Origin of the sequence: Caulobacter rhizosphaerae (genome assembly GCF_010977555.1) — a bacterium.
Taxonomy (GTDB): domain Bacteria; phylum Pseudomonadota; class Alphaproteobacteria; order Caulobacterales; family Caulobacteraceae; genus Caulobacter; species Caulobacter rhizosphaerae.
In genome coordinates this window covers 883,392-907,660 of the sequence record NZ_CP048815.1, presented here as the reverse complement: position 1 = coordinate 907,660, position 24,269 = coordinate 883,392, and the positions used below count along the sequence as shown (strand labels likewise).

Genomic DNA, 24,269 nt, shown 5'->3' with positions numbered 1-24,269 from the left:
GCACTCCAAGGGAGTCCTCCAGTGTTCAATATCGTGATGGCGCTTGCTGCCTCGCAAATCATCGTGGCGTCGCCGGACAAGAGCGCCGAGATCAGGATCGCCGCCGACGGGGCCAGCTATTCGGTCCAGCGCAAGGGCGAGCCGATCGTTGCGGCGTCCCCGATGGGCCTGGAACTGGCGAACGCGGCCGACTTCTCGGACCTGGAGGTCGTCGATGTCAGAAAGCAGAGCCAGCGGCGCGAGATTCCACTGACGGCGACGAAGTCCAAGACGGCGCGCGACGTGTACAACGGCGTCGTCGTCACCTTCCGCGAAAAGACCGGCGCGCGTCGCACGCTGTCGGTGGAAGCGCGCGCCGCCAATGAAGGGGTCGCGTTCCGCTACCTGTTGCCGAAGGACGCGCCGGTCGTGCTCAAGGCGGAAAAGACGGCGTACCGTCTTCCGAACGACCCGGCCTGCGAAGTCAGCGAATATGGGGGCTCCCATGAGAACACATGGGCCCTGAAGAAGATCTCGGAACTGGACCGCGCCAAGCTCTATGACGTTCCCGTGGTCTGTTCGTCCGCCTCCGGCCGCACGCATTATGCGATCGCGCAGTCGGGCATAGAGGCCTATGCGAGCTCAGGCCTGGTCCCGGTCGATGGCGGGCTGAAGGTCCGGGTGACGCCGCTTCCCGGCGAAAAGGATGTGGCGATCAAGTCCGCCGCCGGCCTGACGAGCGCCTGGCGGGTGATCATGATGGGCGACCGTGCGGGCGACCTGATCGAGTCGCCCCTGATCGGAAATCTGGCGACCCAGGCGAGCGGCGATTTTTCGTGGGTGAAGCCCGGAAAGGCGGCCTGGGACTGGTGGTCCGGACCGACCGCGGGCGAGAAGCCGACCACGGAGCGGTTCCGCCGCTTCATTGATTTCGCGGCCGAGTCCGGCTTTCCCTATTTTCTGATCGACGCGGGATGGCCCCTCAACGCCACGCCCTGCTGCGACGCGGACCCGAAGACCGACATCACCCAGAGCAACCCGGCGGTCGATATGCCGGCCCTCGTGAAATATGCGGACTCAAAGGGCGTGGGGCTCATTCTGTGGGCGCACTGGAAGCATGTCGAACCCAGGATGGCGGAGGTCCTCGACACCTACCAGCGCTGGGGGATCAAGGGCGTGAAGGTCGACTTCATGGAGCGGGACGACCAGGAGATGGTCCAGTTCTACGTCCGCCTGGCCCAGGAGACCGCCAAGCGCCATCTGTTGCTGGACATGCACGGCGCCTTTCCGCCGGCCGGCCTGGCGCGCACCTATCCCAACTACATCACCCAGGAAGGGGTGCTGGGCCTGGAATACAACAAGTTCCCGTGGGGACCGGTCACGCCCGGGCACAACGTCAAGCTGGCCTATACCCGCATGCTGCTGGGGCCCATGGACTATACGCCGGGCGGCTTCCGCAACACCACGCCGCAGACCTATGTCGCCCGGGAGGTCATGCCGATGACCCGCACGACGCGCGGCCAGGCCCTGGCCCAGTACGTGGTGTTCGACAGCCCGCTGCAGATGGTCTCCGACGACCCCGCCGCCTATGAGAACGCGCCGGGCTTCGACTTCCTCAAGGCGGTTCCGACCGCCTGGGACGAGACGCGGTTCGTCGACGGAACGCCGGAAAGCCACGTCGTGCTGGCGCGGCGCAAGGGCGAGACCTGGTACGTCGGGGCCATGACCAACGAACAGGCCCGGGCCGTCGCCATACCGCTGGCCTTCCTGGGGGCGGGAACGTTCAAGGCCGAGATCTGGCGGGACGGCGCTGGGCCCAATGACGTCGAGCATGTCGTCAAATCGGTTTCCAGCCGCGACGTCCTCGATATTCCCCTGAGCGCGGGGGGCGGCGCCGCCATCGCCATCAAGCCGGTTCACTAGAGCTTGGCTCCCCCTTCGTCTGGTTCAGATCGAAGGGGGACGCCGCCGCCGACAGCGTCGGCGAGATCGACAACCGCCGTTCAGCGCCACCGGCGCGCCGCCTTGGGGAAGGCCATGACTCAGCAAACCTCGTTGCTCGCCAAACCTTCGTCGGACGCGGCGACCTCGACCGACGCGGCCACGCCCGCCAAGAGCCACTACGCCGTGCTGGACGGCCTGCGCGGCGTCGCGTCCCTGATGGTGGTCGTCTTCCATCTGTTCGAAGCCTATGCGGGGGGCAGTCCGCAGAGGCAGATCATCAACCACGGCTATCTGGCGGTGGATTTCTTCTTCCTGCTGTCGGGCTTCGTGGTCGCCTACGCCTATGACGACCGCTGGGCGGCGGGCATGAGCCCATGGGGGTTCTACAAGCGCCGCCTGGTCCGGCTGCAGCCGATGATCGTCATGGGCAGCCTGATCGGCGCGGCCCTGGTCGCCTTCCAGCACTTCTCCATCTTTCCCAAGCTGGAGGCGGCCTCGGCCCTGCAGATCGTGGCGGTCATGCTGCTGGGCTGCCTGATGATCCCGCTGACGCCGTCGGCCGAGATCCGCGGATGGACCGAGATCTATCCGCTGAACGGCCCGGCCTGGTCGCTGTTCTACGAATATGTCGCCAACATTCTCTACGCGGCGGGGCTGTGGAAGCTGTCCAATCGCGTGCTCGGGGTCCTGGTGGGGCTCGCGGCCCTGGCGCTCGTCCACCTGCTAGTGCTTGGTCCGCGCGGCGACGTCATCGGCGGCTGGGCCCTGGACGCCAGCGGCGTCCGCATCGGTCTCACGCGCGTGCTGTTCCCGTTCCTGGCCGGCGTACTGCTGATGCGGCTGGGCCGGCGGATCAAGGTCGGCGGCGCCTTCGCCGTCTGCAGCCTGCTGCTGGTCGCGGCGCTGGCGCTGCCGCGGTTCGGCGGGACCGAGCGACTGTGGGTCAACGGCCTCTACGAAGCGCTGTGCGTGATCGTGCTGTTTCCGCTGATCGTCCTCATCGGCGCAGGCGAAAAGGACGCGGACGGCCCGTCGGTGCGGATCGCCCGCTTCTTCGGCGACCTGTCCTATCCGCTCTACATCACCCACTACCCGCTGATTTACATCTACACCGGCTGGGTGGTGGACAAGAAGGTCCCCCCGGCCCAGGGAGCCCTGGTCGGGGCGGGGGTGTTCGTGGCCGCGGTCACGATCGCCTATGCCTGCCTCAAATTCTACGACGAACCGGCGCGGCGCTGGCTGGGCGGCAAGCTGCTGGCCGGGCCTCGCTTGCGGACGCCGAACTGATCCTCCCCTCACATCCAACTTACTTTCAATTTCAAACAGGACTGACATCGTGGCGATCACCAAATACCGGACCTGGGCATGCGTCGCGGCCGCCTTTCTCGGCGCTGTCTCCGCGGCCGGTGCGACACAGGCTCAGGCCGGCGCGGGTACGAAGGGGCGGTTCGAATGGCGCTCGTCCGCGCCCTTGATCACCCCCTCGAACGCGGGCGCTCAGGCCTATTCCGGCCTCAAGGACTCTTCGGTCGTCTATTTCAACGGGGCCTATCACGTCTTCATGACCACGGCCGCTTCGGACGGGTGGAACATGGCGTACGCCCGCTTCAAGGACTGGTCCGAGGCGCCCAAGGCCGAGGTCGTCAGCTTGAAGCCATCCGGCATTGGCCCGGGCTATCGCGCGGCCCCGCAGGTCTTCTACTTCGCGCCGCAAAAGCTTTGGTACCTGGTCTATCAGGGCGGGCCGCCCCTCTATTCGACGACGGCGAACATCGAAGACCCGATGTCCTGGAGCGCGCCGAAACCCTTCTTCGCGGAAACGCCGGCGGCCGTCAAAAACGCCGCGGGCGAGGCGTCGTGGCTCGATTTCTGGGTCATCTGCGACGACGTCAACTGCCATCTGTTCAACACGGACGACAACGGCCACCTGTACCGGTCGCAGACGCCCATCGGCCGCTTTCCCGAGGGCTTCGCGGACACCAAGATGGTCCTGACCGGCGCTCGCGACGACATCTTCGAAGCCAGCATGCACTACAAGATCGCGGGCACGAACACCTATCTCACCGCCATCGAGGCCATCAGCCCGCGGGGGCGCTACTTCCGCTCGTGGATCAGCGACCGGCTCGACGGCGAATGGCGCCCGCTCGCCGACAGCGCTTCGAATTCGTTCGCGGGCTCGGACAATGTCACCTTCGATGGACCGGCCTGGTCCGAAGGCGTTTCCCACGGCGAGCTCGTGCGCAGCGGCCATGACCAGACCCTGACCATCGATCCGTGCAAGCCTCTGCGGTTTCTCTATCAAGGCCTGGCGTCCCACCCGCCGGGCACGGACTACATCAACCTGCCCTACAATCTGGCCCTCCTGACGGCGACGGGACCCAATCCCATCAGCCGGCTGTGCCGGACGCCGGTGAAATGACCTGGATCCGCTGAGCCGGTCGGCGGCGGTCGGCTCAGCGGATCTGATCTGGACCGGCTGGGCCACGTCCGGCCGGTCGGGGTGTTTTCAGGCGACGCCCTGGATCTCGCGCGAGATGGCCGCGGCGGTGGCCTGGACCTCGGCGATGGTCTCTTCCACCGGCCGCACGCCACGCTTGCAGATGTAGGGCATGGTCAGGGCCGCGATGGCCGCGCCGTCGGCCATGATGGGCGCGGAGACGTCGGTGATGTTCGGCGCCAGGTCGCTTTCGGCGCGCCAATAGCCTTGCCGGACCACGCGCTCGGCATGGGCCAGGAACGCGGTCTGGTCGGCCGGCGAAACCCCGGCGAAGATCACCTCGCGCCACCGGGCCTGCACGGGCGGCGGCTGGAAGGCGTAGAGCACCATCCCCGAGGTCGCCTCCACGATGTCGCGCCGATGGCCGGTGCGCACCGAATAGCCGTAGTAGCCGGGGTTCTCGATCCGGGCCACGACGACGATCTGTTCGCGCGAGGCCTGGGCCAGGTGGCAGGACTGCTCGACCCGCGCGGCCAGCTCGCGCATCGGCGGCAGCGCCGCCTCCAGCAGGGTCTTGACCGGCGCGCGCGCCATGCCCAGGCGAAACAGCCGGTTGGTCAGCTCATAGCCTTCCGCGCCCGGGGCCGTCTCGATGAAGCCCTTGAACTCCAGCACGTGGATCATCCGGAAGATCTCGCCGACCGACCGTTCCAGCGCCACCGAGATCTGGGAAAGCGTCATGGCCTGGCCGTGGGCCGCCAGCAGATCGAGGATGTCCAGCCCCTTCTCCAGGGCCGGCGCGGTGTACTTGCGATCCGACATGGCGGGACCTTCGAAACCTGACCTTCCAGCCTCTAGCTTCCGGCTCGCGCCCCGGCAAGCCGGACGGGTCCCGCTAACGGGTCGGGTCCGGCTGCGCCCTGCCCTGTCCGCGCTGGGCGCGCCAACGACTGCACAGCGCCGGAAGCGCCGCCTTCGCGTATGAAAATGTTTTGATAAGAAAACGGTGACCGGCCAACTATTGTAGGATAAATCAAAAGCACGGCGGACCGCCGCGAGAGCCCTCCTTCAGCGGCGGGCTGGGCGGAATGGTCTGGGGCGCTTTTTCTCAATGCGGGAAAGCCGTTCGGTTGGAACTCAATCGGTCCGTGGAAATCGGGCGTTGCCTGAAATTCAATGCAAGGTTCTGCTTTCAGAGCAACGGCCCCTGTCTAAAAAGAATCCGGGTTGGGAATTAGTGGGGAAATCATGAAGCGTTCTGGCGTAATCGGCTGTCTTGCATTGGCGCTATGTTATGGCGGCGCGGCATATGCCGCGACCGACTCGCTGGCGCCGACCGGTCACTGGACCGCGGTGACGACTGGACAGGCGGCCAAGCCCCCCATGGGGTGGAACTCGTGGAACGCCTTCCACACCGACCTCACCGAAGCCAAGGTTCTGGATTCCGCCAAGGCCATCGTTGACAGCGGCCTGGCCGCCAAGGGCTACCGCTACATCAACATCGACGACGGCTGGTGGCTGAAGCGACGGGCCACGGACGGCCGCATGATCGTGCGCACCTCGATCTTTCCGTCCGCCGCGGTCGGCGGCGCCGAACAGACCAGCTTCAAGCCGTTCACCGACCGCATCCACGCCATGGGCCTGAAGGCCGGCATCTATTCGGACATCGGCGCCAACAACTGTTCGCAGGCCTTCGCGCCGAACGCCCCCAACCTCCCCGAGGGCACGGTCGCCGAGCGCGAGGTCGGGCTGCACGGCCATGTCGAGCAGGACATCGCGCTCTATTTCAAGGACTGGGCGTTCGACTACATCAAGGTCGACGCCTGCGGCATCCGCGCCTTCGGTCCGGACAGCGGCGGCGTCAAGTCCGGCCAGTACCGCGCGCTCGGCCCATTGATCGACTTCAAGGAAATCCGCCGCACCGACATCGCGGCCGTCCGCGCGCTCTACCAGCAGGTCGCCGACGCCCTGGCCCGCACAAATCCCGATGGGGATTACGTCTTTTCGATCTGCGCTTGGGGCGCGGCCGATGTTCGCGCCTGGGCCAAGGACGTCGGCAACCTGTCGCGGACCAGCGACGACATCACGCCCAGCTGGACGCGGATGCTGGCCAATTTCGACAGCGCGGCCAACCGCGCGCTCTACGCGCACCCCGGCTCCTGGAACGATCCGGACATGCTGTTCGTCGGTCACGGAGACTTCGACGAACATCATCTGACGGAGGCCAAGTCGCACTTTGCGCTGTGGTCGATGCTGTCGGCGCCGCTTCTGATCGGCTATGACCTGAGGAACGCGCCGCAACCGCTGATGGACATCCTGGGCAACGCCGACATCATCGCCGTCGATCAGGACCCGGCGGGCAACCAGGCGGTCCTGGCCTACGACAGCGACGACGTCCAGATCCTGGTCAAGACGCTGAGCAACGGCCACAAGGCGGTGGCGATCTTCAACCGCGGACTTGCGCCGACCGAGGTGACGCTGACGGCGGGCCACATGAAGTTCGCCGCGACGGCGCCGGTGACGCTCAAGGACCTGTGGACCGGCGCGACGCTGCCCGCGTTCTCCGGCGAGACCAAGCTGCATCTCGACCCGCGCCAGACGCTTGTCTTCGACGCCGCTGGCGCGCGTACGCTCTCCAAGGGCCTTTATCTGTCGGAAATGCCCGGACGCGTGAATCCGGCCGTCGACGGCGTGGCCATTCCCCAGCCCGATCCCACGATCCATCGGATGCGCAGTCCCTGGGGCGGCACGGCCGACGACGGCGAACCACCAGCCTATACCGGATGGGGCGGCGCGCAGGCCGACGCCACGCCCTACCGGCAGACCTTGCGCGTCGACGGCAAGGCGTATGGGACGGGCCTGGGCGTGCTCGCCAACTCGCGGCTCGAGGTTCGGGCCGACGGCCAATTCCGTCGCTTCACCGCCGAGGTCGGAGTCGATGACTCGACGTTCGACACGGATGACGCCGTGACCTTCTCCGTCTATGGCGACGGCAAGCTCCTGGCGACGTCCAAGCCGACCCGCTTTGGCCAGACGGCGCAGACCCTGAGCGCCGACATCGTCGGCGTGAAGATCGTCGAGCTGGTGGCGCGCGGCAAATCCGCCAGGAACAAGGCGCCCACGGTCGTCACCTGGGGCGACGCGGCGCTGCTCAGCGACTAGGGCCGCGCCCCTCCAAAGAGCCGCAGGTCCGGACGCAGTACAGGAGTTTGTATGAGCCTCTCACGACGCGATCTTGTGAAATCGCCCCTGGTCCTGGCCGGCGCGTCGGCGATCGGCTTGGGCGTGGGCGCGGCCGCCCCGGCGCTGGCCCAGTCCGCTTCCGCGGGCGCGGGCGAGATCATCGGACTGTGGCCCCGTCCGCCGGCCGGCGCCCTGCATCCCGACATGGCCGAGGTCGTCGAGCAGACCTCGTCCAGCCCCGGCTATAGCAGCCGGCGCATGAAGGGCGTCTCCAAGCCGCACATGATCGCTTTGCCGGCGGCCCAGCCCAATGGTTCGGCCATGCTGATCATTCCGGGCGGGGGCTTCGAGTGGAACTATTTCGATCACGAGGGCTACCACATCGCCGACGTCCTCAATCGGGCGGGCATCAGCTGTTTCGTGCTGATCTATCGCCTGGCGAGGGACGGCTGGGCGGATCCAGCCGCTGTCGGGCCGGCCGACGCCCAGCGGGCGATGCGCCTCATTCGCGCCAACGCCGCGCGCTTCCAGCTTGACCCCGAGCGGGTCGGCGTCATGGGCTTCAGCGCGGGCGGTTTCCTGACGACGACGCTCGCGACGCGGCATTCGACGCCGTTCTACAAGCCTGTCGACGCCGCGGACCAGCTCAGCGCCCGGCCTCTGCTGGCGGCGCCGATCTATCCGGTGCAAAGCGTCGACCCGGCCTATGCCTACGGCGGCGTGGCGCCGTCCCTGTTCGGCGGCCCGCCCACGGCGGCCCAGATCCGCGAGTGGTCGCCCGATCTCAACGTCACCTCGGCGGCCGCGCCGACCTTCCTGGTGCACGCCGAGGACGACGACCTGGTGCCCGTGGCCAATACGGTGCGGCTTCGCGACGCCATGGTAGCGGCCAAGATCCCGGTTGAGACCCACCTGTTCGCCCACGGCGGTCATGGCTTCGGCGCACGCCCCCAGCCGGGCAGTCCGGACGGCCCGTGGTTGCCGCTGTTCATCAACTTCGCACGCCAGGAAAAGCTGTTCGCTTAGGGCTCATCGCCCGCGACCCGACCCTGACGCGGACCGGCCAGCAAATGCTCCAGCGGGCCGGCGCCGCTAGGACGCCTTGCAGTGGCGGTCGATGAAATCCTGATGCGACGGGACCGACTGGGCCGAACGGATGATCTCTTCGCGGCGCAGGTCCATGCCCTTGCGGATCTGGTCCAGCGGATAGAGGTCCGCCGATATGTTGTAGCGCGCCGGAATGACGCCGTTGCCCAGCAGGATCGCGAGCCAGCTCGGCTCCATATAGGATTCCGAATCGCCCAGCGCGATTTGTCCGGTGGCGTTCCAGACATCGAGCTTGTGCCGAAGACTGTCGGGTATCTCGATGTCGCGGCACGCCGCCCACAGGGGTTCGGGCCGGCGCGAGAGGTAGTAGTGCGCAATGATGAAGTCGCGGATCCGCTCGATCTCGCGGGTGGAGAGTTGGTTATATTCGTCGCGCAGAACCGGATCGATCGTCCGTTCGGGGAAGTACCGAAGCAACTTCAAGACCCCCATGACGATCAACTGCAGTCCGGTGGATTCCAGAGGTTCGAGAAAGCTGGAGGCGAAACCGATGCCCACGCAATTGCGGTTCCAGAACTGCTTGCGATGGCCGGAGGTGAAGCGGAACAGCCGCGGCTCGGCCAGCGGTTCGCCGTCGAGATTGCCCAGCAAGGCGTCGCGCGCCGCGTCGTCGCTCCAGAATTCCGAACTATAGACCATGCCGTTGCCGCTGCGGTGTTGCAGCGGAATGGTCCAGCGCCAGCCCCCGGCGTGCGCGGTGGATCGCGTAAACGGCGTAGGCTCGTCGGGGCGTTTCGACGGCGCCGCCATGGCCCTGTCGCAAAGCAACCAGCGCGACCAATCGACGAACGGCGTGTTCAACGCCTTTCCCAGCAATTCGGAGGCGAAGCCGGTGCAATCCAGGAACAGGTCGCCAGCGACCGTGACGCCGTTGGCAAGATGGATGGCGGCGATATCGCCCGTCTCGCCATCCAGATCGACGTGCGTCATCTTGCCTTCGATGCGCTGCACGCCCAGCTCGGTCGCCACGTCCCGCAGGTAGCGGGCGTACAGCGCCGCATCGAAATGATAGGCGTGGTGGTAGCGCGGATTCTGCGGATCGGTGGGGGCGAATTTGTTGTTTTTCGCGACGGCGTAGGCGAACGAATAGTCATCAATCGGATGGTCGTCGCCTGATTGCCGCAACCTCAGCCAATAATGGTGGGGCGCCACGCCTTCAACCTGGTGACCATAGTCGCTGAACGCGTGGAAATGCCGGTTTCCGGCAACGCCCCAGTCGCAGAATTCAATGCCCAGCTTGAACGTGCCCTGGGTGCGGCGAACAAAGTCGGATTCATCGATGCCGAGCAGGGCGTTGCATTGCGCCAGCACCGGGACCGTCGCCTCGCCGACGCCGATGATGCCGATCTCCTCGGATTCGACCAGAGTGATGCGCGTTTGATGGCGACCCGTCTTCTTGGCCAGCAGCGCGGCCGCGATCCAGCCCGCCGCGCCGCCGCCCAGAATGACGATATCCTGTTGATGGCCGCTGTTCATAAACATGCCTCGCCATGAACCTAGCCGGCGCCGTGCCCGCCGGGGATGGGTTTCAGGCCTATGCGGGGGTTGGATGTCGGTCAAGGCGCGCCAACTCGCCGCGCCGGCGACAGGCGACCGGGCATGGCCCGGCCGCAAGACTGTATTCCAAGGAGGAAGGGCGCTTCTGGATGAAGCGCCCTTCCCCGTTCAGATCGTTAGAAGCGCGCCCGCATAGTGACCTCATAACGCCGGTCGCTGACGTTGTAATCATAGGGCACGTACACGCCAGGCACAGGTTCCTGAACGGTTTTCGACTTGGTGTTGAGAAGGTTGTTGGCGTTGAACGAGACCGAGACCTTTTCGCTTAGCTTGTAGTCGAAACCCAAATCCAGGTAACCGGCCGCCGACATGTAGGCCGGAACCATGTTGTACACGGGATAGGAATGGTCCGAGTCAAAGTTGGTCGGGCTGGTGTTGAGCGAGTAGGGATTGCCGCCGCTCGTCAAATAGGACAGCGGATTGACATTGGTCGACAGCAACGCCTTGCTGCGCCAATTGTACGCCAGACGGAAATTGACCCTGTCGCGGCTGTAGAGCAGCTGGATGTTGTAGGCCCACTTCGACAACCCGGCGTAGGGCAGGTTGGGGTAGGTCTGCGGCACAGTGCCGTCCGGATTGAGACCCGGGCTCAACATATTGTTGGCCTGCTGGGCAGGGTTTTTACTGTCGATGTAGGTCACGTTGCCTTCGACGCCGAACCCGCGAAACAATCCCGGCAGCTGGTCGAAGAACTTGCGGCCACCGATCTCAAAGCCCTTGATAGTAGCCTTCTCCGTCGCCGACCTGTTCTGCATGTAGAGCCACGGAAGATCCAGGCTTGCCGGCGTCCCCGCGTCCGGATCCGTCGACCCCACGGTGGGGGGGGTCTGACCATTGGCGTAGGCCTTCCCAGGAACCGGAAGATTGCTGGCGATGAACGAATAGAACTGCGGATGATCCTCGATCTGCTTGGCGAACACGCTGGCGTACAAGAAGCTGGACGACGACGGATAGAATTCGAACGCCAGATCTTCGCTGGTGATCATGGTCGGCTTCAGACTTGCGCCCGCGTCACGGGCGGTAAAACCCGTGAGAATGGGCGGCGCCTGCGAATTGGTAGGGTTGGCAAGTGTCCTCGCGTCGACGACGCCGCCCGCGCGAATATCATTGAGATTCGGCGGAGCAGACGACTTCGACGCCGCACCCCGAATGATGAACTTGTCGGATAGGTCGAACTTGATGTTGAACGCAGGCAGAACGCGCGTGTAATCATAGCTGCGAGTCTGCATGGCATAGGTTTTGTCAAAATAATAGGTCGTCGGGTACGGGTTCCCCGCACCCGGGAACTGCTGCGCATTGAAGTATGCCGTGCTGTCCGCGACGCTCAGAACAAGCCTGTCGGCGTCCGGCGTTTGCAGCAAACCGCTCGCCCGCAGGGAATCGTGGAATACACGAACGCCGATATTGCCCGAGAACGCCGGAATGAATCCGATACCATCATGCGCGAACTTGGCCTGGACATAGGCAGCCTGGTTGACGATGCGGCTATCGGTCTTGTTCAGGCCCTGATCAATCTTTGCCGTCCAATACTGATCCGCGGTCCCGCCGGGGACCTCGCCATTATACGTCGTGAGCAAATGGTACCAGTCATAGCTCTGCATGACCGAGTCGCTGGCGACGAAAACCTGCGACGGAAGAGGCATTTTGCCGCCGAAGAAATTCGAGAAGGTGGCGACTTGATAATCCGACGGCAGGACATTTGGGTTGTTGAGATATTGAATATTCCCCGGCCCAAATGTCGGGTCCCCGAGATGGGTCCCGAAATTTCTTCCCATCCATGACTGGCCTAGCGGCGCGAAATAGGTTCCCGCGAAGTTGTCGTTTTCGCTGCGGTTGGAGGTACGAGCGCCAACAGTGATGCTGCGCAGGAATCCATCGTCGCTGACCCGGTATTCAAGGTCGATATGGGCGGCCACCATCGCCCCTTCATTCTTGGGTTTGTGATAGCCCATATTGGCCAAGTACGCCGTACTCTTGTCGAGCACGCCGGCAGGGGACAGGCCAGACACGATCGGCAGCGAGCCCGTTAGATCGACGTCCATCGAAGTCACCAGCGGGCTGGACTGATTAAGGCCGACATACATGCTTTGCCCGGTCGAGCGGGAACGGACATATTGCGCACCGCCACGCACCGCCACCCGGTCCCCAGGGGTCCAGACGAAGCTCTGCGAAATATCCAGCGTGGAATTCTTGCTGTGCGACGCTGTCGCGCCGCCGGTGGGGTTCAGTGTTGCGGCGGGCGCGCACTGGGCCAGGCGCCTACCATCCCAGTTCGGATTCGACGGAACCGGTTCGATACCCCCATCAACCGACCAGTCCCACTGGATCGACGATGCGGGAGTGCCATAGGTGGCGCCGCAATTGAGCTGGTACCAGCTAGGCACCCAGCTGGGGGTGATGTTCTGGAACTCCACCGCATTGCCGGTGGACCCGACGGTGAGACTTCCCTTACGGAAGGCGCCGTTGGCGTCATACTCGACGGGCTTGCCGACGACGGGCATGACTGCGGATGTCGAGGATGGGTTCGTTCCCAAGGAACCGCTGTTTCCGTGGCTATCCTCGACATATTGCGAGTAGAACACGGTGTTGGTCAGCGTCAGGTTGGAAGCCGGCTTCCACTGAAGAGCCTGATAGAAGCCGTACCGGTCGCGCTTGCTCTTGTTGGTGTTCCAGTTGAACGAACTGGGAACAAAGGCAAGATCATCGTCGCGCGTGGAGGTCGGCGCATACTGGGCGAACATGGCGCCCACCTGCAGGTCGCTGCTTTGCTGGTGCAGGCGGCTGTAGGCCAGATCCCACAACACGCCAAATTCGCCGATGTTGGTGTCGAAACGCTTCGAGAACATGGCCGAAGCCCGGGGCGAAGCCTTTTTCGCCTGGGTGCCGTAGCTGCCGCCCACGGTGAGGTTGACCTGGGTGTCCTTGAAATCGAAGGGCAGATGGGTGCGAAGATTGACCGCGGACGCGCCCCCTTCGATGAGGTCGGCGCGCGTGCCTTTGTAGACATCGACCCCGGCCATCAGCTCGGGCGTGACTTCGTTCCAGCTGATGGCGCTTGCGCCGTTGGCGCTGAACACCTGCTGGCCGTTGAGCATGCTCGAATTGAAGGGAAGGCCGCGCACGGTAATGCCCGAACCTTCGATCTGGAACGCGGTGCTTCCGCCGTTGGTCCCGCCAAAGCGCGAGATCGACACGCCCGACACGCGCTGGAGAACTTCGGTGATCGAATTGTCGGGCAGCTTGCCGGCCTCGTCGGCGACGACCGAGTCGACGAGCGTGTCGGAGTTCTTCTTGATCTCGATGGCGCTTTGCAGCGCCCTGCGGCGCGCGGTGACGACCACTTCCTTCACGGTGTCGACGACCTGGTCGTCCTTGGCCGCGGAGGGCGCATCCTGCGCCGCGACCGGCCCGGCCAGCGCGCAAAGAACACCAAGCGAAGCGCCAGCAACAAGCAAGTGACGCGCGCGGATCGAACTTTTCACCTTGAATCCCTCCCCAGGGCTTTTTTACCGGCGTCGCTCAATCCACCCCCTCCGGGGCTTCGACTGATCGCACCGCCCGCCACCGAATGGCAGCGTTGTCATCGCCCTACGAATTCACTCATCGACGGGTTTTTGCAAGCCAAATCCTCATACAAATTGGATAAAATTGACGCAGGGGCGCTGACACCGGTGACAATTCAACAGCTCCAGGTTCAATACCCCAACGGCCGGTTGAAGAGGGAGGCGCCTCTCTAGAGTACTGAATTAATGCAATAAAATTGTTTAATGAGGCTCGCGACAATCCTGGCGGGCAGCGCCCGGCGTTAAGATTTTCTCCCGGTAACTCAGCGGCCAATTAATCAGACAATTCGCTGAAGATTGCCCCGGACAAACAGGGCGGCATCGGCGTTTCATTCGCAGAAATGCTTTTACATACAAAAGGATAGCGGGCGTAGTCACGTCTTCCAAGGTCGGCCGCCACGCTCGACGCCGCCGTTTTGAACCCTATGAGAAACTGTCCGTGTGCAGCGCCACGATCGCTCGGACACCGGCCTGGCCGGCGTCGGCGGCGGCGAACGCACGCGTTCACGCCCGGGCGCCCCGCTGCGGCGGCCGTCGAAGTCGAAAAGCAGAGCGACAACCGCGTCGGCTTGGAGAGGGCGGAGAGCCCCTACCCCTTCCTCGCATCGAACGCCGCTCGCGCGGCCTCGATGCGTTCGATGCTCTTCTCCGCCCAAGTCCAGACGCCGCAGAAGGCCTCGGCCAGGGTCAGGCCCAGGTCGGTAAGCCGGTATTCGACCTTGGGCGGGATCACCGGGTGGACGGTTCTTATGACCAGCCCGTCGCGCTCCATCTGGCGCAAGGTCTGGGTCAGCATCTTCTGGCTGATGTTCCCGACCAGCTGGCCCAGGCGGGTAAAGCGCGTCTCGCCATGCTCGGCCAGAACCTCGAGAATCAGCATGGTCCACTTGTCGGCGACACGGCCGATCACCTCGTTGACCAAGGCCTCGACGCGGGGATCGGCGTAAGCCCCGGTATCCGGATGTGAAATTCTGGCCGGCGGGAGAGCCGTCATTTCAATTTCTTTCTGTCAGGTAAGTATGGCGACTTCAGGTGCCTACTTTCCAATGGAGAGCGACTGTCATAGCTGATCTTCATCGCTGCGCCATCCCCCTGGAGAGGACCATGAACATCACCGGAAACACCATACTGATCACCGGCGGCGGCTCGGGCATCGGCCGCGCCCTGGCCGAAGCCCTGCACGCGCGCGGCAATCAGGTGATCGTCGCGGGCCGTCGCGCGGACGTGCTCAGGGAGACCGCGGCCGCCAATCCGGGCATGGCCTGGGCGACCGTTGACATGGAGGACCCCGCCGCCCTCGCCGCCTTCGGCGCGCAGGTCGTGAAGGACCATCCGGCGCTGAACGTCTTGATCCTGAACGCCGGGATCATGAAGGCCGAGGACCTCAAGGCCGAACCGTTCGACCTGGCGACCGTGGAAGCCACGATCGCGACCAACCTGCTGGGACCGATCCGGCTGACGGCCGCCCTGCTGCCGCATCTGCGGGCTCGGCCCAACGCGACCGTCGTCACCGTGACCTCCGGCCTGGCCTTCATTCCGCTGACCGCCACGCCGACCTATAACGCGACCAAGGCGGCGCTGCATTCCTGGACCCAGTCGCTGCGTCACCAACTCCGCGACACCGCCGTCGAGGTGCTGGAACTGGCGCCGCCCGCCGTGGCGACCGACCTGATGCCCGGCCATGCGGAAAACCCCAACGCCATGCCCCTGGCCGACTATACGGCCGAGGTCGTCGACCTGATCGAGAGGGGCGAGACGCCGCGCGGCGAGATCCTGGTCGAGCGGGTCAAGCCGCTGCGGTTCGCCGAGGCCGGCGGCTACGAAGACCTGTTTGGCCGGCTGAACGGCGCGCACTGACGGTTTCCGAAGAAGACCGCCGAGGCAGCTTAAAGATTTCAGAGCCTTGCCGACCTGCCTCAAGTCCTTCGGGCGGTGCGTGTGGCGCCATGTCGCAACGCCCGAAGCGATCGACCAATGGCCTGTAAAGCGTAGCGCCTCCAAGCTGGCGGGATGACGTTGCGCGCCTACAGACCCTATTCGCAGCAGGCGTTCGAGAAGTACTACGCTCGAACCTATTCCGGTCACGTGTCCATGCGGATCGGCAGCATCGCCCTGGTGGCGATGGTCCTGCTCTTTCTCAAGGCGATGTCCCCGTGGGTGGCGGCAGGCTGGGTCGCCGCATACGTATCGTCCGAAGGCGCGACCATAGCCTGGTGGCGCCGGGTCGTGCCGCGCCTGGCCGTTGCGTCCCAGGAGCAGTTCGGGGCCTTCCAGAACCAGCTGATCGCCATCACGATCCTGCTGACCTCGACCTCCGCCGGACCGCTGCTTCTGGCCCATCCGACGACCAGCACGGCCGTCGTGACCCTGGTGATCGTCAGCGCCGGGATCCTGATGACCTGCGCCGCCCAGCACACCCTGACGCGCAGCATGTTCCTGTGGACCGCGCCGGTCCCGGCGATCGCCCTTCTCTACAGCGTAACCCGCCTGCAGTCGGGAGGAGAGGCCTGGCTCCTGACGGTGCTGGGGGTCTGCTTCGTGATCAACGCCCGCGACCTGCAGATCGCCAACGCCGCCTCCTATGACGAGGTGATCCAGGACCAGCTCGACGCCGAGAAGGCCAACGCCGCCAAGAGCGCTTTCCTGGCCACGATCTCCCACGAGATCCGCACGCCGCTGAACGGCATACTGGGCATGGCCCAGGCCATGTCGCGCGAGCCGATGAGCGGTCACCAGCAGGAGCGCTTGCGGGTGTTGCAGCAGTCGGGCGCCACCCTGCTGACCTTGCTCAACGACATGCTGGACATGGCCAAGATCGAAGCCGGCAAGATCCAGCTCGAAACCGTCGCTTTCGATCCCGAGGCCTTGGGCCAGGACGCGTGCGGCGCGTTCGGCGCCATCGCGGCGGAAAAGGGCCTCGCCCTGTCCTTCGAGGCGGACGGGCCGCGCGGCCTCTATCGGGGCGATCCCACGCGGGTGCGTCAGATCCTCTACAACCTGATCGGCAACGCGGTGAAGTTCACCGACCAGGGCCGCGTCGACGTGCGACTGGTGATCCAGGCGACGGGGTTCACCTTCGTCGTCGAAGACACCGGGGTCGGCTTCTCCGATGCGGCCCGGGCCGACCTGTTCGAGAAGTTCAGCCAGGGCGACGCCACCACGACCCGGCGCTTCGGCGGCACGGGGCTGGGCTTGCCGATCTCGCGCGACCTGGCCCGATTGATGGGCGGCGACATCACGGTCGAAAGCCGCCTGGGCTCGGGATCCGTCTTCCGCGTCGCCCTGCCCCTGGCGCGCGCGGACCAGGCGGGCGCCGCTCCGCCGACGGCGCCGGCCGCCGAACGCCTGGCCACCGCGCCGGGCGGGCGCCTGACCATCCTGGTCGCCGAGGACAATCCGACCAATCAGCTGGTGCTGCGCAGCCTGCTCGCCAGCGCGGGGGTCGACCTGGAGGTGGTCGAGGACGGCAGCCTGGCCCTGGAGGCCTGGCGGCGGCGGGCTTTCGACCTGATCCTGATGGACATCAACATGCCGGTCATGGACGGGGTCAGCGCCGCGCGCGCCATCCGGACCGAGGAACGCGCCAGCGCGCGTGTCCGAACCCCGATCATCGCCCTGACCGCCAACGCCATGGACCATCAGAGGCACGACTATCTGGCCGCGGGCCTGGACGCCCATGTGAGCAAGCCGATCGACCTGGCCGTGCTCTTCGCCGCCATCGCCGACGCCCTGGCGACCGCGCCGGCCGAATCGTCGGGGTGCTGCGGGGCGTGACGGCGACGACCAGGCCCTGGCGCCGCTATCCGCCTCGCAACAGCCGCATGACGCTGGCGCGGATCCTTCCGTAGTTGCCCTGCGCCAGGGGCCCGAGAATCCCGTGGCGCTCGGGCGGCAGGTGCGCGAGCGGATGGCCGTCGGGCCGGAAGACATAGTGGTCGAAGAAGGCCCGCCAGGCCTGGCGCTCGGCCGGCGGTCGCTCGGCGATGGCGATCATCGCCAGCATCAGGGTGGCGAACGGCGCGTCGGGCCCCGCGGCGAACCCGTCCCACCAGTAGTTGACCAGCAGGTTTCGAGGATCGAGCGCCTCCACCTGATGCCACCACAGCTTGGGCAGGTAGAGGGCGTCGCCAGGTTCCAGCGCCACCACCAGGGCGCGGTCGCGCGCCGCCGCAAACCGCGGGAAGCGCGGGTCGCCCGGCTGCGCGCCGGCCGCGAGACCTATGGGTTGGCCCGCCATGGTGTGGTCGATCGGGCCCACATAGAGGTCCCCGATCGCGTCCGGAGGATAGAGCGTGAAACGCCGCCGGCCGGCCACCACGCAGGCCAGGTTGTCATAGGTGTCGTAGTGGCAGGCGACCTGGCTGGCGTTGCCGAGCCAGACGCGCGGCCGGGCCGCCGGCGGCAGGAAGGCGAGGTGATGGTCCCTGTCGAAGCCGGGCAGATAGTCGTCCGTCGGCAGCGAGCCCATATAGACGCTGGCCAGGGCGGGATCGGCGGCCGCCTGGTCGATCCGATCGAGGGTCTGGCGGAGGGTCAGGGTCTCTCGGTCGAAATTGAATCCGTCCGCGCCGTCGCCGTAGTCGTAGCGTCCGGCGATGGCCGGCGCCCCGATGAAGGCCTGGCCCTTGTGTCCGACGTCGAAGGCGAGGAGATAGTCCGCAAGGTCCCGCCACGACCGACCAGCGGCGCGTGTGGAGGGCCAGTCGCGGCCCAGCTTCCGCAACACCACCGGCCGGCAGGCTAGCGCCACGCCTTGCCGGAACGTCGCGCTATCCAGGCCGCCCGTCGCGTCGATTTCGACGCCCCTCGGCTCGGGGGGCCGCTCCCGGCTCATGCCGCCAGTCGTTCGTTCTTCAGGTTCGCCAGCCTCGGCACCTGCCTGAGCGATCCGGCCATGGCGTAGATGAGCTGCAGGCCGCCGCGTCGAAACAGGTCGAGCGCGGCGGCGTCGTCCAGTTCGCCCAGCGCGTCGAGACTGACGGTGTAGAGCCCGGCCAGGCTCAGAGACCGGCCGTCGTCGAACGACAGGTCGACATCGATCGGCTCGACCAGCTTCAGGGCGACCAGCGACTGGATGAAGGCGTCCGTCTCCGGCACGCCGGCGCTCAATTGTCCGAGCACGAGCTGAATGCGTCGCAACGCCGGGGCGGGCTGCCCGTCCGCGCCGAAGAGCGCCGCGCCCCGCCCGGCGGAGAACCGCGGATGGCCTGGATCGATGGCGACGCCGCCGGGCGCCAGGAAGTAGCCCTGCCGTTCGACGTCGAGCGGGAGGAAGCCGCGCCGGCCTGCGCCGGCCCGCTCGAGAAGGTTTTCGCCCGGCTCGAAGCCGAACATGGCGCCGGCGTAGAACCGCCCGGTCTCCGAGTTCTTGGTCAGAAAAATCGGGCATGTCGCCGCGGCCGTTACGAACTCGCTCGCCACGATCTGAACGAAGTGCGTTCGCTCCAGGGAAGCGTCCGCCTGATGCAGGCCAAGATGGCGCTCGGCGTTCAGCAGTTCCAGGTCCATGTCGTTTCCTCGTTGGACGTCGCGAGGTCGAGCCCGCGTGCGCTAGCGATCGATAACCGTGATCGGCGGGCCGGTCCATCGGTGTACGCCGGCACGACAATTACACCTACAAATTGATCTTGATACCGCTACCTGTTAGCGCTACCTTCAAGGCAACAAAATAAAATCAGCGCAGGGAGGTTGCAATGCGATCGTGCCGTAAGGACGACGACTAGGGCTCCTTTTTCCCAAATTTGAGACGTAACGGCCAGGATCTATGCGTCCGGCCGAGCGATAGCGCACGCGTTCATCCCAGAGAAAACAGGAGGGGAAACATGAAGGAAGCCCAGCTTAATAATCAGACCAATGAAACCTCACGGCGAGGCGTTTCGAAGGCCGCCTTGGTGGGGGCCTCCAGCCTCGTGACCCTGGCGCTCTGCGGCGCGGCCAGCGCCGCCGAGCGTGGGGGCGGGGAAACCATCGTAACGGCCGCGGCGATCGCCGCTCCGGCGGCGGAGCAGGCCCAAGAGCCCCGTCAGGAAGGCGCGACGGTCGTCGACGAGGTCCTGGTCACCGGCCTGCGCGGCTCGCTGCAGCGCAACCTCGACATCAAGCGCAACGCCGAGGGCGTCGTCGACGCCATTTCCGCGGAGGACATCGGCAAGTTCCCCGATTCCAACGTCGCCGCCTCGCTGCAGCGCCTGCCGGGCGTCTCGATCCAGCGCGCCGGGCCCCGCGGCGAGCCGCAAGGCATCACCGTTCGCGGCTTCAGCGGCGACTTCAACGAAACCCTCTATGACGGACGCCGGATCTCGACGGCGACGGGCGGACGCGCGGTGGACTTCAGCACGGTCGGCGCCGACTTCGTCGGCGGCCTGTCCGTGCTCAAGACGCCCGACGTCTCGCTGTCCAGCAGCTCGATCGGCGCGACGATCAATGTCCAGTTCCCCAAGCCGTTCGACCGCCCCGGCCGCCGCATGGCGTTCACCGCATCCGGTTCGGTGCAGGACGACGCCGGCAAGGTCGTGCCGACCGTCGGCGCCCTGTTCAGCGACACCTTCGCGGACGACAAGTTCGGGGTGCTGGTCGACGCGATGTACACGCGCCACGACACCCAGACCAACCGCGTCTTCGTCAGCGGCTGGCCGGGCGGATACTACCGGCCATGCCAGCTGACGCCCTCCTGTACGGACGCCCAGCTGAACGACCCGGCCGGCAAGACCGTCCTCGGCTGGTTCGAGCAGCAGTCCGGCGCCACCCAGGTCTACACCAAGGATGAACGCGTCGACGGTCGCATCGCCCTGCAATGGAGCCCGACCGAAGGCGTGACGGTCACCCTGGACGACAACTATTCGCGCCAGAACGTCCGCGCCGACAACTTCGGCTACGGGATCTGGTTCAACCAGGACAACTTGCGCAACGTCAAGCTGGACCAGAACGGGACGACGGTCGACTTCACCCAGGCCGGATCGCAGACCGACTTCACGGCCGGGACCGATCACAACATCCTGCAGACCAACCAGACCGGCCTGAACCTCAAGTGGGACGTGTCGGAGAACCTGAAGTTCGAGGCCGACGCCAGCTACGCCAAGAGCTGGCTCAACCCCGACGGCGGCGTCAGCAGCGACAACGCCGACGTGGGCTACGGCTTCGGCATCGGCCCGTCCCTGGGCATCAGCATCGGCGGCGACAGCAAGAACACCCTGCCGGTGCTGCACAGCTACGGCCCCAACGGCGACGCCGCGCGCTGGGCCGACACCTCGGTGATCGGCTCTCACGTCACCGTGCGCCAGGCCCAGGAGAACACCGACGTCGTCAAGCAACTGCGGTTCGCCGGTTCCTGGGAGCAGGAAGGCTTCCGCATCAAGGCCGGCGGCAGCTACATGGAAGACCACTACCAGATCCAGCAGAGCAACACCTTCGTCAACAACTACTGGCAGGCCTATCCCGGCTATGGCCCCGCCTCGGGCGCCAATGGCGGGGTCATGATCCCGGCCAGCCTGTTCACCGGCCGCGTCAGCACCAAAAACTTCATCCCCGGCTTCGACGGCGCCCTGCCGCCGTACCTGCTGAAGTTCGACGCCCACGCCTACCAGCAGTACCTGACCAGCCTGGGCAATCCCCAGACCCAGAACATCCCCGGCTTCAACTACGGCGGCGGGACGGTCGGAACCCAGTTCACCGGCGCGTTCGACCTGGCGCTCGACAACGGCAGCATCCGCGACATCACCGAAAAGACCTGGTCGCTGTTCGTGAGGGCCAATTTCGACGTCGACGTGGCCGGCATGCCGTTCCACTTCAACGCCGGCGTGCGTGAGGAAAACACCCACGTCACCGCCAACGGCTTTGGTCAGCTGCCCACGGAGATCAGGCGCAACACGGGCGATCCGACCCTGCTGACGGTGGTCCTGAGCGATCCCCAGGCCGTCTCGACCAAGAGCAACTATTCCTACCTGTTGCCCAGCATCGACATGAAGCTGGAACTGACCGACAGCATCCACCTGCGTCTGGACGCCTCGCGGACCCTGACCCGTCCGGGCCTCAACCTGCTGACGCCCGTGCTCAGCGTCGGGACCGGCCAGCGGGTCGGCGCCTTGACCGGCAGCGGGGGCAGTCCGGCGCTCAAGCCCTACCTGGCCGACAACTTCGATGCGGCCGTGGAGTGGTACTACCAGCCCAACTCCTACGCCTCGATCAACTTCTTCATCAAGGATGTCAGCAACTTCATCGTGGGGGGCACCCAGCGCCAGACGATCAACGGCGTGATCGATCCGTCCACCGGCCAGGCGGCGCTGTTCAGCGTCACCCAGCAGGTGAACGGCCCCGAAGCGACGGTGCGCGGCGTCGAACTGGCCTGGCAGCACGTGTTCGGCGACAGCGGCTTCGGCTTCAACGGCAACGTCACCCTGGTCGACACCAACAAGCCCTATGACCGCACCGACATCTCCCAGAGCGGCTTTGCGATCACCGGCCTGGCCGACTCCGCCAACCTCGTGGCCTTCTATGACAAGAACGGCTTCGAAGCGCGGTTCGCGGTCAACTACCGCAAGGAGTATCTGCGCGCCTTCGGCCAGAACCAGAACACCGGCGCCTTCGGTTCGGAGCCGACCTTCGAGAACCCGAGCCTGCAGATCGACTTCAGCACCAGCTATGCGCTGACCAAGCAGGTCAACCTGTTCTTCGAAGCCCTGAATCTCACCAACGAGACCCAGAGCACCCACGGACGGTTCGACACCCAGCTGCTCGACGTCTTCGCCTATGGCCGACGCTACACGGCCGGCGCCCGCTTCCGCTTCTAGGTCCCTCCCCTGACTGGGAAGATCGATCGTTCGGTCTTCCCAGTCGCTTTTTCCCGGGTTTCGCGGCCATGGTGCGTCCCATCAAGAACATCGTCATCGTCGGCGGCGGAACCGCGGGCTGGCTTACCGCCGGCGTCATCGCCGCCAAGCACAAGGCGCGCGCCGGAACGGGCTTCACCGTCACCCTGGTGGAGTCGCCCAACACGCCGATCATCGGCGTCGGCGAAGGCACCTGGCCGACCTTGCGCACGACGCTGGCGACAATCGGCGTCTCCGAGACCGACTTCTTCCGCGAATGCGACGCGGCCTTCAAGCAAGGGGCCAAGTTCGCGCGGTGGACCACCGGCGCCGCCGACGACGCCTACTATCACCCCCTGATGCTGCCCCAAGGCTTCTCGCAGGTGAACCTCGCCGCCCACTGGCTGGCCAATCCCGGCGAGCAGAGCTTCTGCGACGCGGTCACGCCCCAAGGACGGATCTGCGACGCCGGCCTGGGGCCCAAGACGATCACCGCGGCGCCCTATCAGGGCGCGGCCAACTACGCCTACCATCTCGACGCCGGCAAGTTCGCGCCGTTCCTGCAGCGCCACTGCTGCGGCAAGCTCGGCGTCCGTCACATCCTGGCCGACGTTCGAGGCGTCGCCATGACCGACGACGGCGACATCCGCGGCGTGGTCACCGAGCAGGCCGGCGAGATCCAGGGCGATCTCTTCATCGACTGCACCGGCTTCCGCGCGCTGCTGCTGGGCGAGGCGCTCGGCGTGCCGTTCAAGGATTGCGGCGACGTCCTGTTCTGCGACACGGCCCTGGCGATCCAGGTTCCCCATGAGCACGAGAACGCGCCGATCGCCAGCCACACGATCTCCACGGCCCAGTCGGCCGGTTGGATCTGGGACATCGGCCTGCCCACGCGCCGGGGGACCGGGCACGTCTATTCCAGCCGCCACATCTCCGACGAGGACGCCGAACGCGAGCTGCGCGCCTATATCGGGCCGGCCGCGCACGACCTGACGGCGCGCAAGATCCCGATCCGCTCGGGCCATCGCGAGACGTTCTGGAAGCGAAACTGCGTGGCCGTGGGCCTGGCCGCCGGCTTCCTGGAGCCGCTGGAAGCCTCGGCCATCGTGCTGATCGAGCTGTCGGCCAAGATCATCGCCTCGCAGATGCCGGCCTGCCGCGAAGTGATGGACGTCGTCGCCGCCCGCTTCAACGCTACGACCCACTATCGCTGGGGCCGGATCATCGACTTCCTCAAGCTCCACTACGTGCTCAGCAAACGGTCCGACACCGCCTTCTGGCGCGACAACCGGGACCCGGCCACCGTGCCCGAGCGCCTGGCCGACCTCCTGAGGCTCTGGCGCCACCAACCCCCATGGCTGCACGACGAGTTCGACCGGGTGGAAGAGGTGTTCCCGACCGCCAGCTACCAGTACGTCCTCTACGGCATGGGCTTTCGGACGGAGATCGAACCGGAAGCCCTGGCGGACGAGCGCGTGTTGGCCGAGCGGGCGATGCGCGAAAACGCCGTCCAGACCGAACGGCTGAGCGCCAGCCTGCCGCGCCACCGCGACCTGATCCGGAAGATCGTCGAGCACGGCCTGCAGCCGGTATGACGCCGCGCCGCCTCGGACCGCGGCCCGAAGGCCCCGCGCCGCGAAACCTCAGGAACCATCACCAGGGTCGAACAATGCTTGGATCGAAAGGGCGTCGGCC

Annotated in this window: 15 protein-coding genes; 9 read left to right on the top strand and 6 right to left on the bottom strand. The window is 65.7% G+C overall.

What is annotated here, in order from left to right; translation table 11 throughout:
• The first annotated feature begins 36 nt into the window (after nt 1–36).
• The 3 genes from G3M57_RS04210 to G3M57_RS04200 all read left to right on the top strand — a co-directional run bounded on the left by G3M57_RS04210 (nt 37) and on the right by G3M57_RS04200 (nt 4,342).
• Nucleotides 37–1,902 carry a glycoside hydrolase family 97 protein gene (locus G3M57_RS04210; protein WP_230983820.1) on the top strand — a complete coding sequence of 622 codons (1,866 nt, stop codon included), beginning with the start codon at nt 37–39 and terminating at the stop codon, nt 1,900–1,902.
• Between the two features lie 114 nt (nt 1,903–2,016).
• Nucleotides 2,017–3,210, top strand: a complete 1,194-nt coding sequence (locus G3M57_RS04205) for an acyltransferase family protein (protein WP_163228927.1) — start codon at nt 2,017–2,019, stop codon at nt 3,208–3,210.
• Nucleotides 3,122–4,342 (top strand): glycoside hydrolase family 62 protein, encoded by a 1,221-nt coding sequence (locus G3M57_RS04200; protein ID WP_163228925.1) that lies wholly within the window; start codon nt 3,122–3,124, stop codon nt 4,340–4,342. The genes G3M57_RS04205 and G3M57_RS04200 overlap by 89 nt, the downstream gene beginning before the upstream one ends.
• 87 nt (nt 4,343–4,429) lie before the next feature.
• Here the strand turns inward: G3M57_RS04200 and G3M57_RS04195 are convergent, their stop codons facing one another.
• On the bottom strand, nt 4,430–5,182 hold the full coding sequence (locus tag G3M57_RS04195; RefSeq protein ID WP_163228923.1) for an IclR family transcriptional regulator: 753 nt from the start codon (nt 5,180–5,182) through the stop codon (nt 4,430–4,432).
• A 426-nt stretch (nt 5,183–5,608) separates the two neighbouring features.
• Between G3M57_RS04195 and G3M57_RS04190 the strand changes: the two genes are divergently transcribed.
• On the top strand, nt 5,609–7,522 hold the full coding sequence (locus tag G3M57_RS04190; protein WP_163228921.1) for an NPCBM/NEW2 domain-containing protein: 1,914 nt from the start codon (nt 5,609–5,611) through the stop codon (nt 7,520–7,522).
• A 51-nt stretch (nt 7,523–7,573) separates the two neighbouring features.
• Nucleotides 7,574–8,569, top strand: a complete 996-nt coding sequence (locus G3M57_RS04185; RefSeq protein WP_163228919.1) for an alpha/beta hydrolase — start codon at nt 7,574–7,576, stop codon at nt 8,567–8,569.
• Between the two features lie 66 nt (nt 8,570–8,635).
• Here the strand turns inward: G3M57_RS04185 and G3M57_RS04180 are convergent, their stop codons facing one another.
• From G3M57_RS04180 to G3M57_RS04170, 3 genes are all read right to left on the bottom strand, one after another.
• Nucleotides 8,636–10,126: a tryptophan halogenase family protein gene (locus G3M57_RS04180; protein WP_163228916.1), complete on the bottom strand. Its 1,491-nt coding sequence runs from the start codon at nt 10,124–10,126 to the stop codon at nt 8,636–8,638.
• 197 nt (nt 10,127–10,323) lie between these two features.
• The gene (locus G3M57_RS04175; RefSeq protein WP_056759021.1) at nt 10,324–13,689 is read right to left on the bottom strand and encodes a TonB-dependent receptor; all 3,366 of its coding nucleotides are present in this window, start codon (nt 13,687–13,689) and stop codon (nt 10,324–10,326) included.
• 670 nt (nt 13,690–14,359) lie between these two features.
• Nucleotides 14,360–14,764: a winged helix-turn-helix transcriptional regulator gene (locus G3M57_RS04170; protein ID WP_163228914.1), complete on the bottom strand. Its 405-nt coding sequence runs from the start codon at nt 14,762–14,764 to the stop codon at nt 14,360–14,362.
• A 110-nt stretch (nt 14,765–14,874) separates the two neighbouring features.
• Between G3M57_RS04170 and G3M57_RS04165 the strand changes: the two genes are divergently transcribed.
• A complete protein-coding gene (locus G3M57_RS04165; protein WP_163228912.1) occupies nt 14,875–15,627 on the top strand; it encodes an SDR family oxidoreductase in 753 nt (250 codons plus the stop codon).
• Between the two features lie 153 nt (nt 15,628–15,780).
• Complete coding sequence (locus tag G3M57_RS04160) at nt 15,781–17,544, top strand: ATP-binding protein (RefSeq protein WP_163228910.1); 1,764 nt, start codon at nt 15,781–15,783, stop codon at nt 17,542–17,544.
• 25 nt (nt 17,545–17,569) lie between these two features.
• Here G3M57_RS04160 and G3M57_RS04155 read toward each other — a convergent pair whose 3' ends face one another.
• Both G3M57_RS04155 and G3M57_RS04150 read right to left on the bottom strand, forming a co-directional pair.
• Nucleotides 17,570–18,604: a cupin-like domain-containing protein gene (locus G3M57_RS04155; RefSeq protein WP_163228908.1), complete on the bottom strand. Its 1,035-nt coding sequence runs from the start codon at nt 18,602–18,604 to the stop codon at nt 17,570–17,572.
• Nucleotides 18,601–19,278, bottom strand: a complete 678-nt coding sequence (locus G3M57_RS04150; RefSeq protein ID WP_163228906.1) for a SapC family protein — start codon at nt 19,276–19,278, stop codon at nt 18,601–18,603. Before G3M57_RS04150 ends, G3M57_RS04155 begins: the two co-directional genes overlap by 4 nt.
• A 314-nt stretch (nt 19,279–19,592) precedes the next feature.
• Here G3M57_RS04150 and G3M57_RS04145 point away from each other — a divergent pair, with 314 nt between their 5' ends.
• Both G3M57_RS04145 and G3M57_RS04140 read left to right on the top strand, forming a co-directional pair.
• Entirely contained in the window at nt 19,593–22,556 is a 2,964-nt protein-coding gene (locus G3M57_RS04145; protein WP_163228905.1) for a TonB-dependent receptor, read from the top strand.
• Nucleotides 22,557–22,624: 68 nt separating this feature from the next.
• On the top strand, nt 22,625–24,169 hold the full coding sequence (locus tag G3M57_RS04140) for a tryptophan halogenase family protein (RefSeq protein ID WP_188916205.1): 1,545 nt from the start codon (nt 22,625–22,627) through the stop codon (nt 24,167–24,169).
• Nucleotides 24,170–24,269 lie beyond the last annotated feature (100 nt).

Excerpts from the sequence above, each read along its gene's own strand:
- G3M57_RS04210 (WP_230983820.1), top strand. The coding sequence starts at position 37 with ATGGCGCTTGCTGCCTCGCAAATCATCGTGGCGTCGCCGGACAAGAGC.
- G3M57_RS04205 (WP_163228927.1), top strand. The coding sequence starts at position 2,017 with ATGACTCAGCAAACCTCGTTGCTCGCCAAACCTTCGTCGGACGCGGCG.
- G3M57_RS04200 (WP_163228925.1), top strand. The coding sequence starts at position 3,122 with ATGCCTGCCTCAAATTCTACGACGAACCGGCGCGGCGCTGGCTGGGCG.
- G3M57_RS04195 (WP_163228923.1), bottom strand. The coding sequence starts at position 5,182 with ATGTCGGATCGCAAGTACACCGCGCCGGCCCTGGAGAAGGGGCTGGAC.
- G3M57_RS04190 (WP_163228921.1), top strand. The coding sequence starts at position 5,609 with ATGAAGCGTTCTGGCGTAATCGGCTGTCTTGCATTGGCGCTATGTTAT.
- G3M57_RS04185 (WP_163228919.1), top strand. The coding sequence starts at position 7,574 with ATGAGCCTCTCACGACGCGATCTTGTGAAATCGCCCCTGGTCCTGGCC.
- G3M57_RS04180 (WP_163228916.1), bottom strand. The coding sequence starts at position 10,126 with ATGAACAGCGGCCATCAACAGGATATCGTCATTCTGGGCGGCGGCGCG.
- G3M57_RS04170 (WP_163228914.1), bottom strand. The coding sequence starts at position 14,764 with ATGACGGCTCTCCCGCCGGCCAGAATTTCACATCCGGATACCGGGGCT.
- G3M57_RS04165 (WP_163228912.1), top strand. The coding sequence starts at position 14,875 with ATGAACATCACCGGAAACACCATACTGATCACCGGCGGCGGCTCGGGC.
- G3M57_RS04160 (WP_163228910.1), top strand. The coding sequence starts at position 15,781 with ATGACGTTGCGCGCCTACAGACCCTATTCGCAGCAGGCGTTCGAGAAG.
- G3M57_RS04155 (WP_163228908.1), bottom strand. The coding sequence starts at position 18,604 with ATGAGCCGGGAGCGGCCCCCCGAGCCGAGGGGCGTCGAAATCGACGCG.
- G3M57_RS04150 (WP_163228906.1), bottom strand. The coding sequence starts at position 19,278 with ATGGACCTGGAACTGCTGAACGCCGAGCGCCATCTTGGCCTGCATCAG.
- G3M57_RS04145 (WP_163228905.1), top strand. The coding sequence starts at position 19,593 with ATGAAGGAAGCCCAGCTTAATAATCAGACCAATGAAACCTCACGGCGA.
- G3M57_RS04140 (WP_188916205.1), top strand. The coding sequence starts at position 22,625 with ATGGTGCGTCCCATCAAGAACATCGTCATCGTCGGCGGCGGAACCGCG.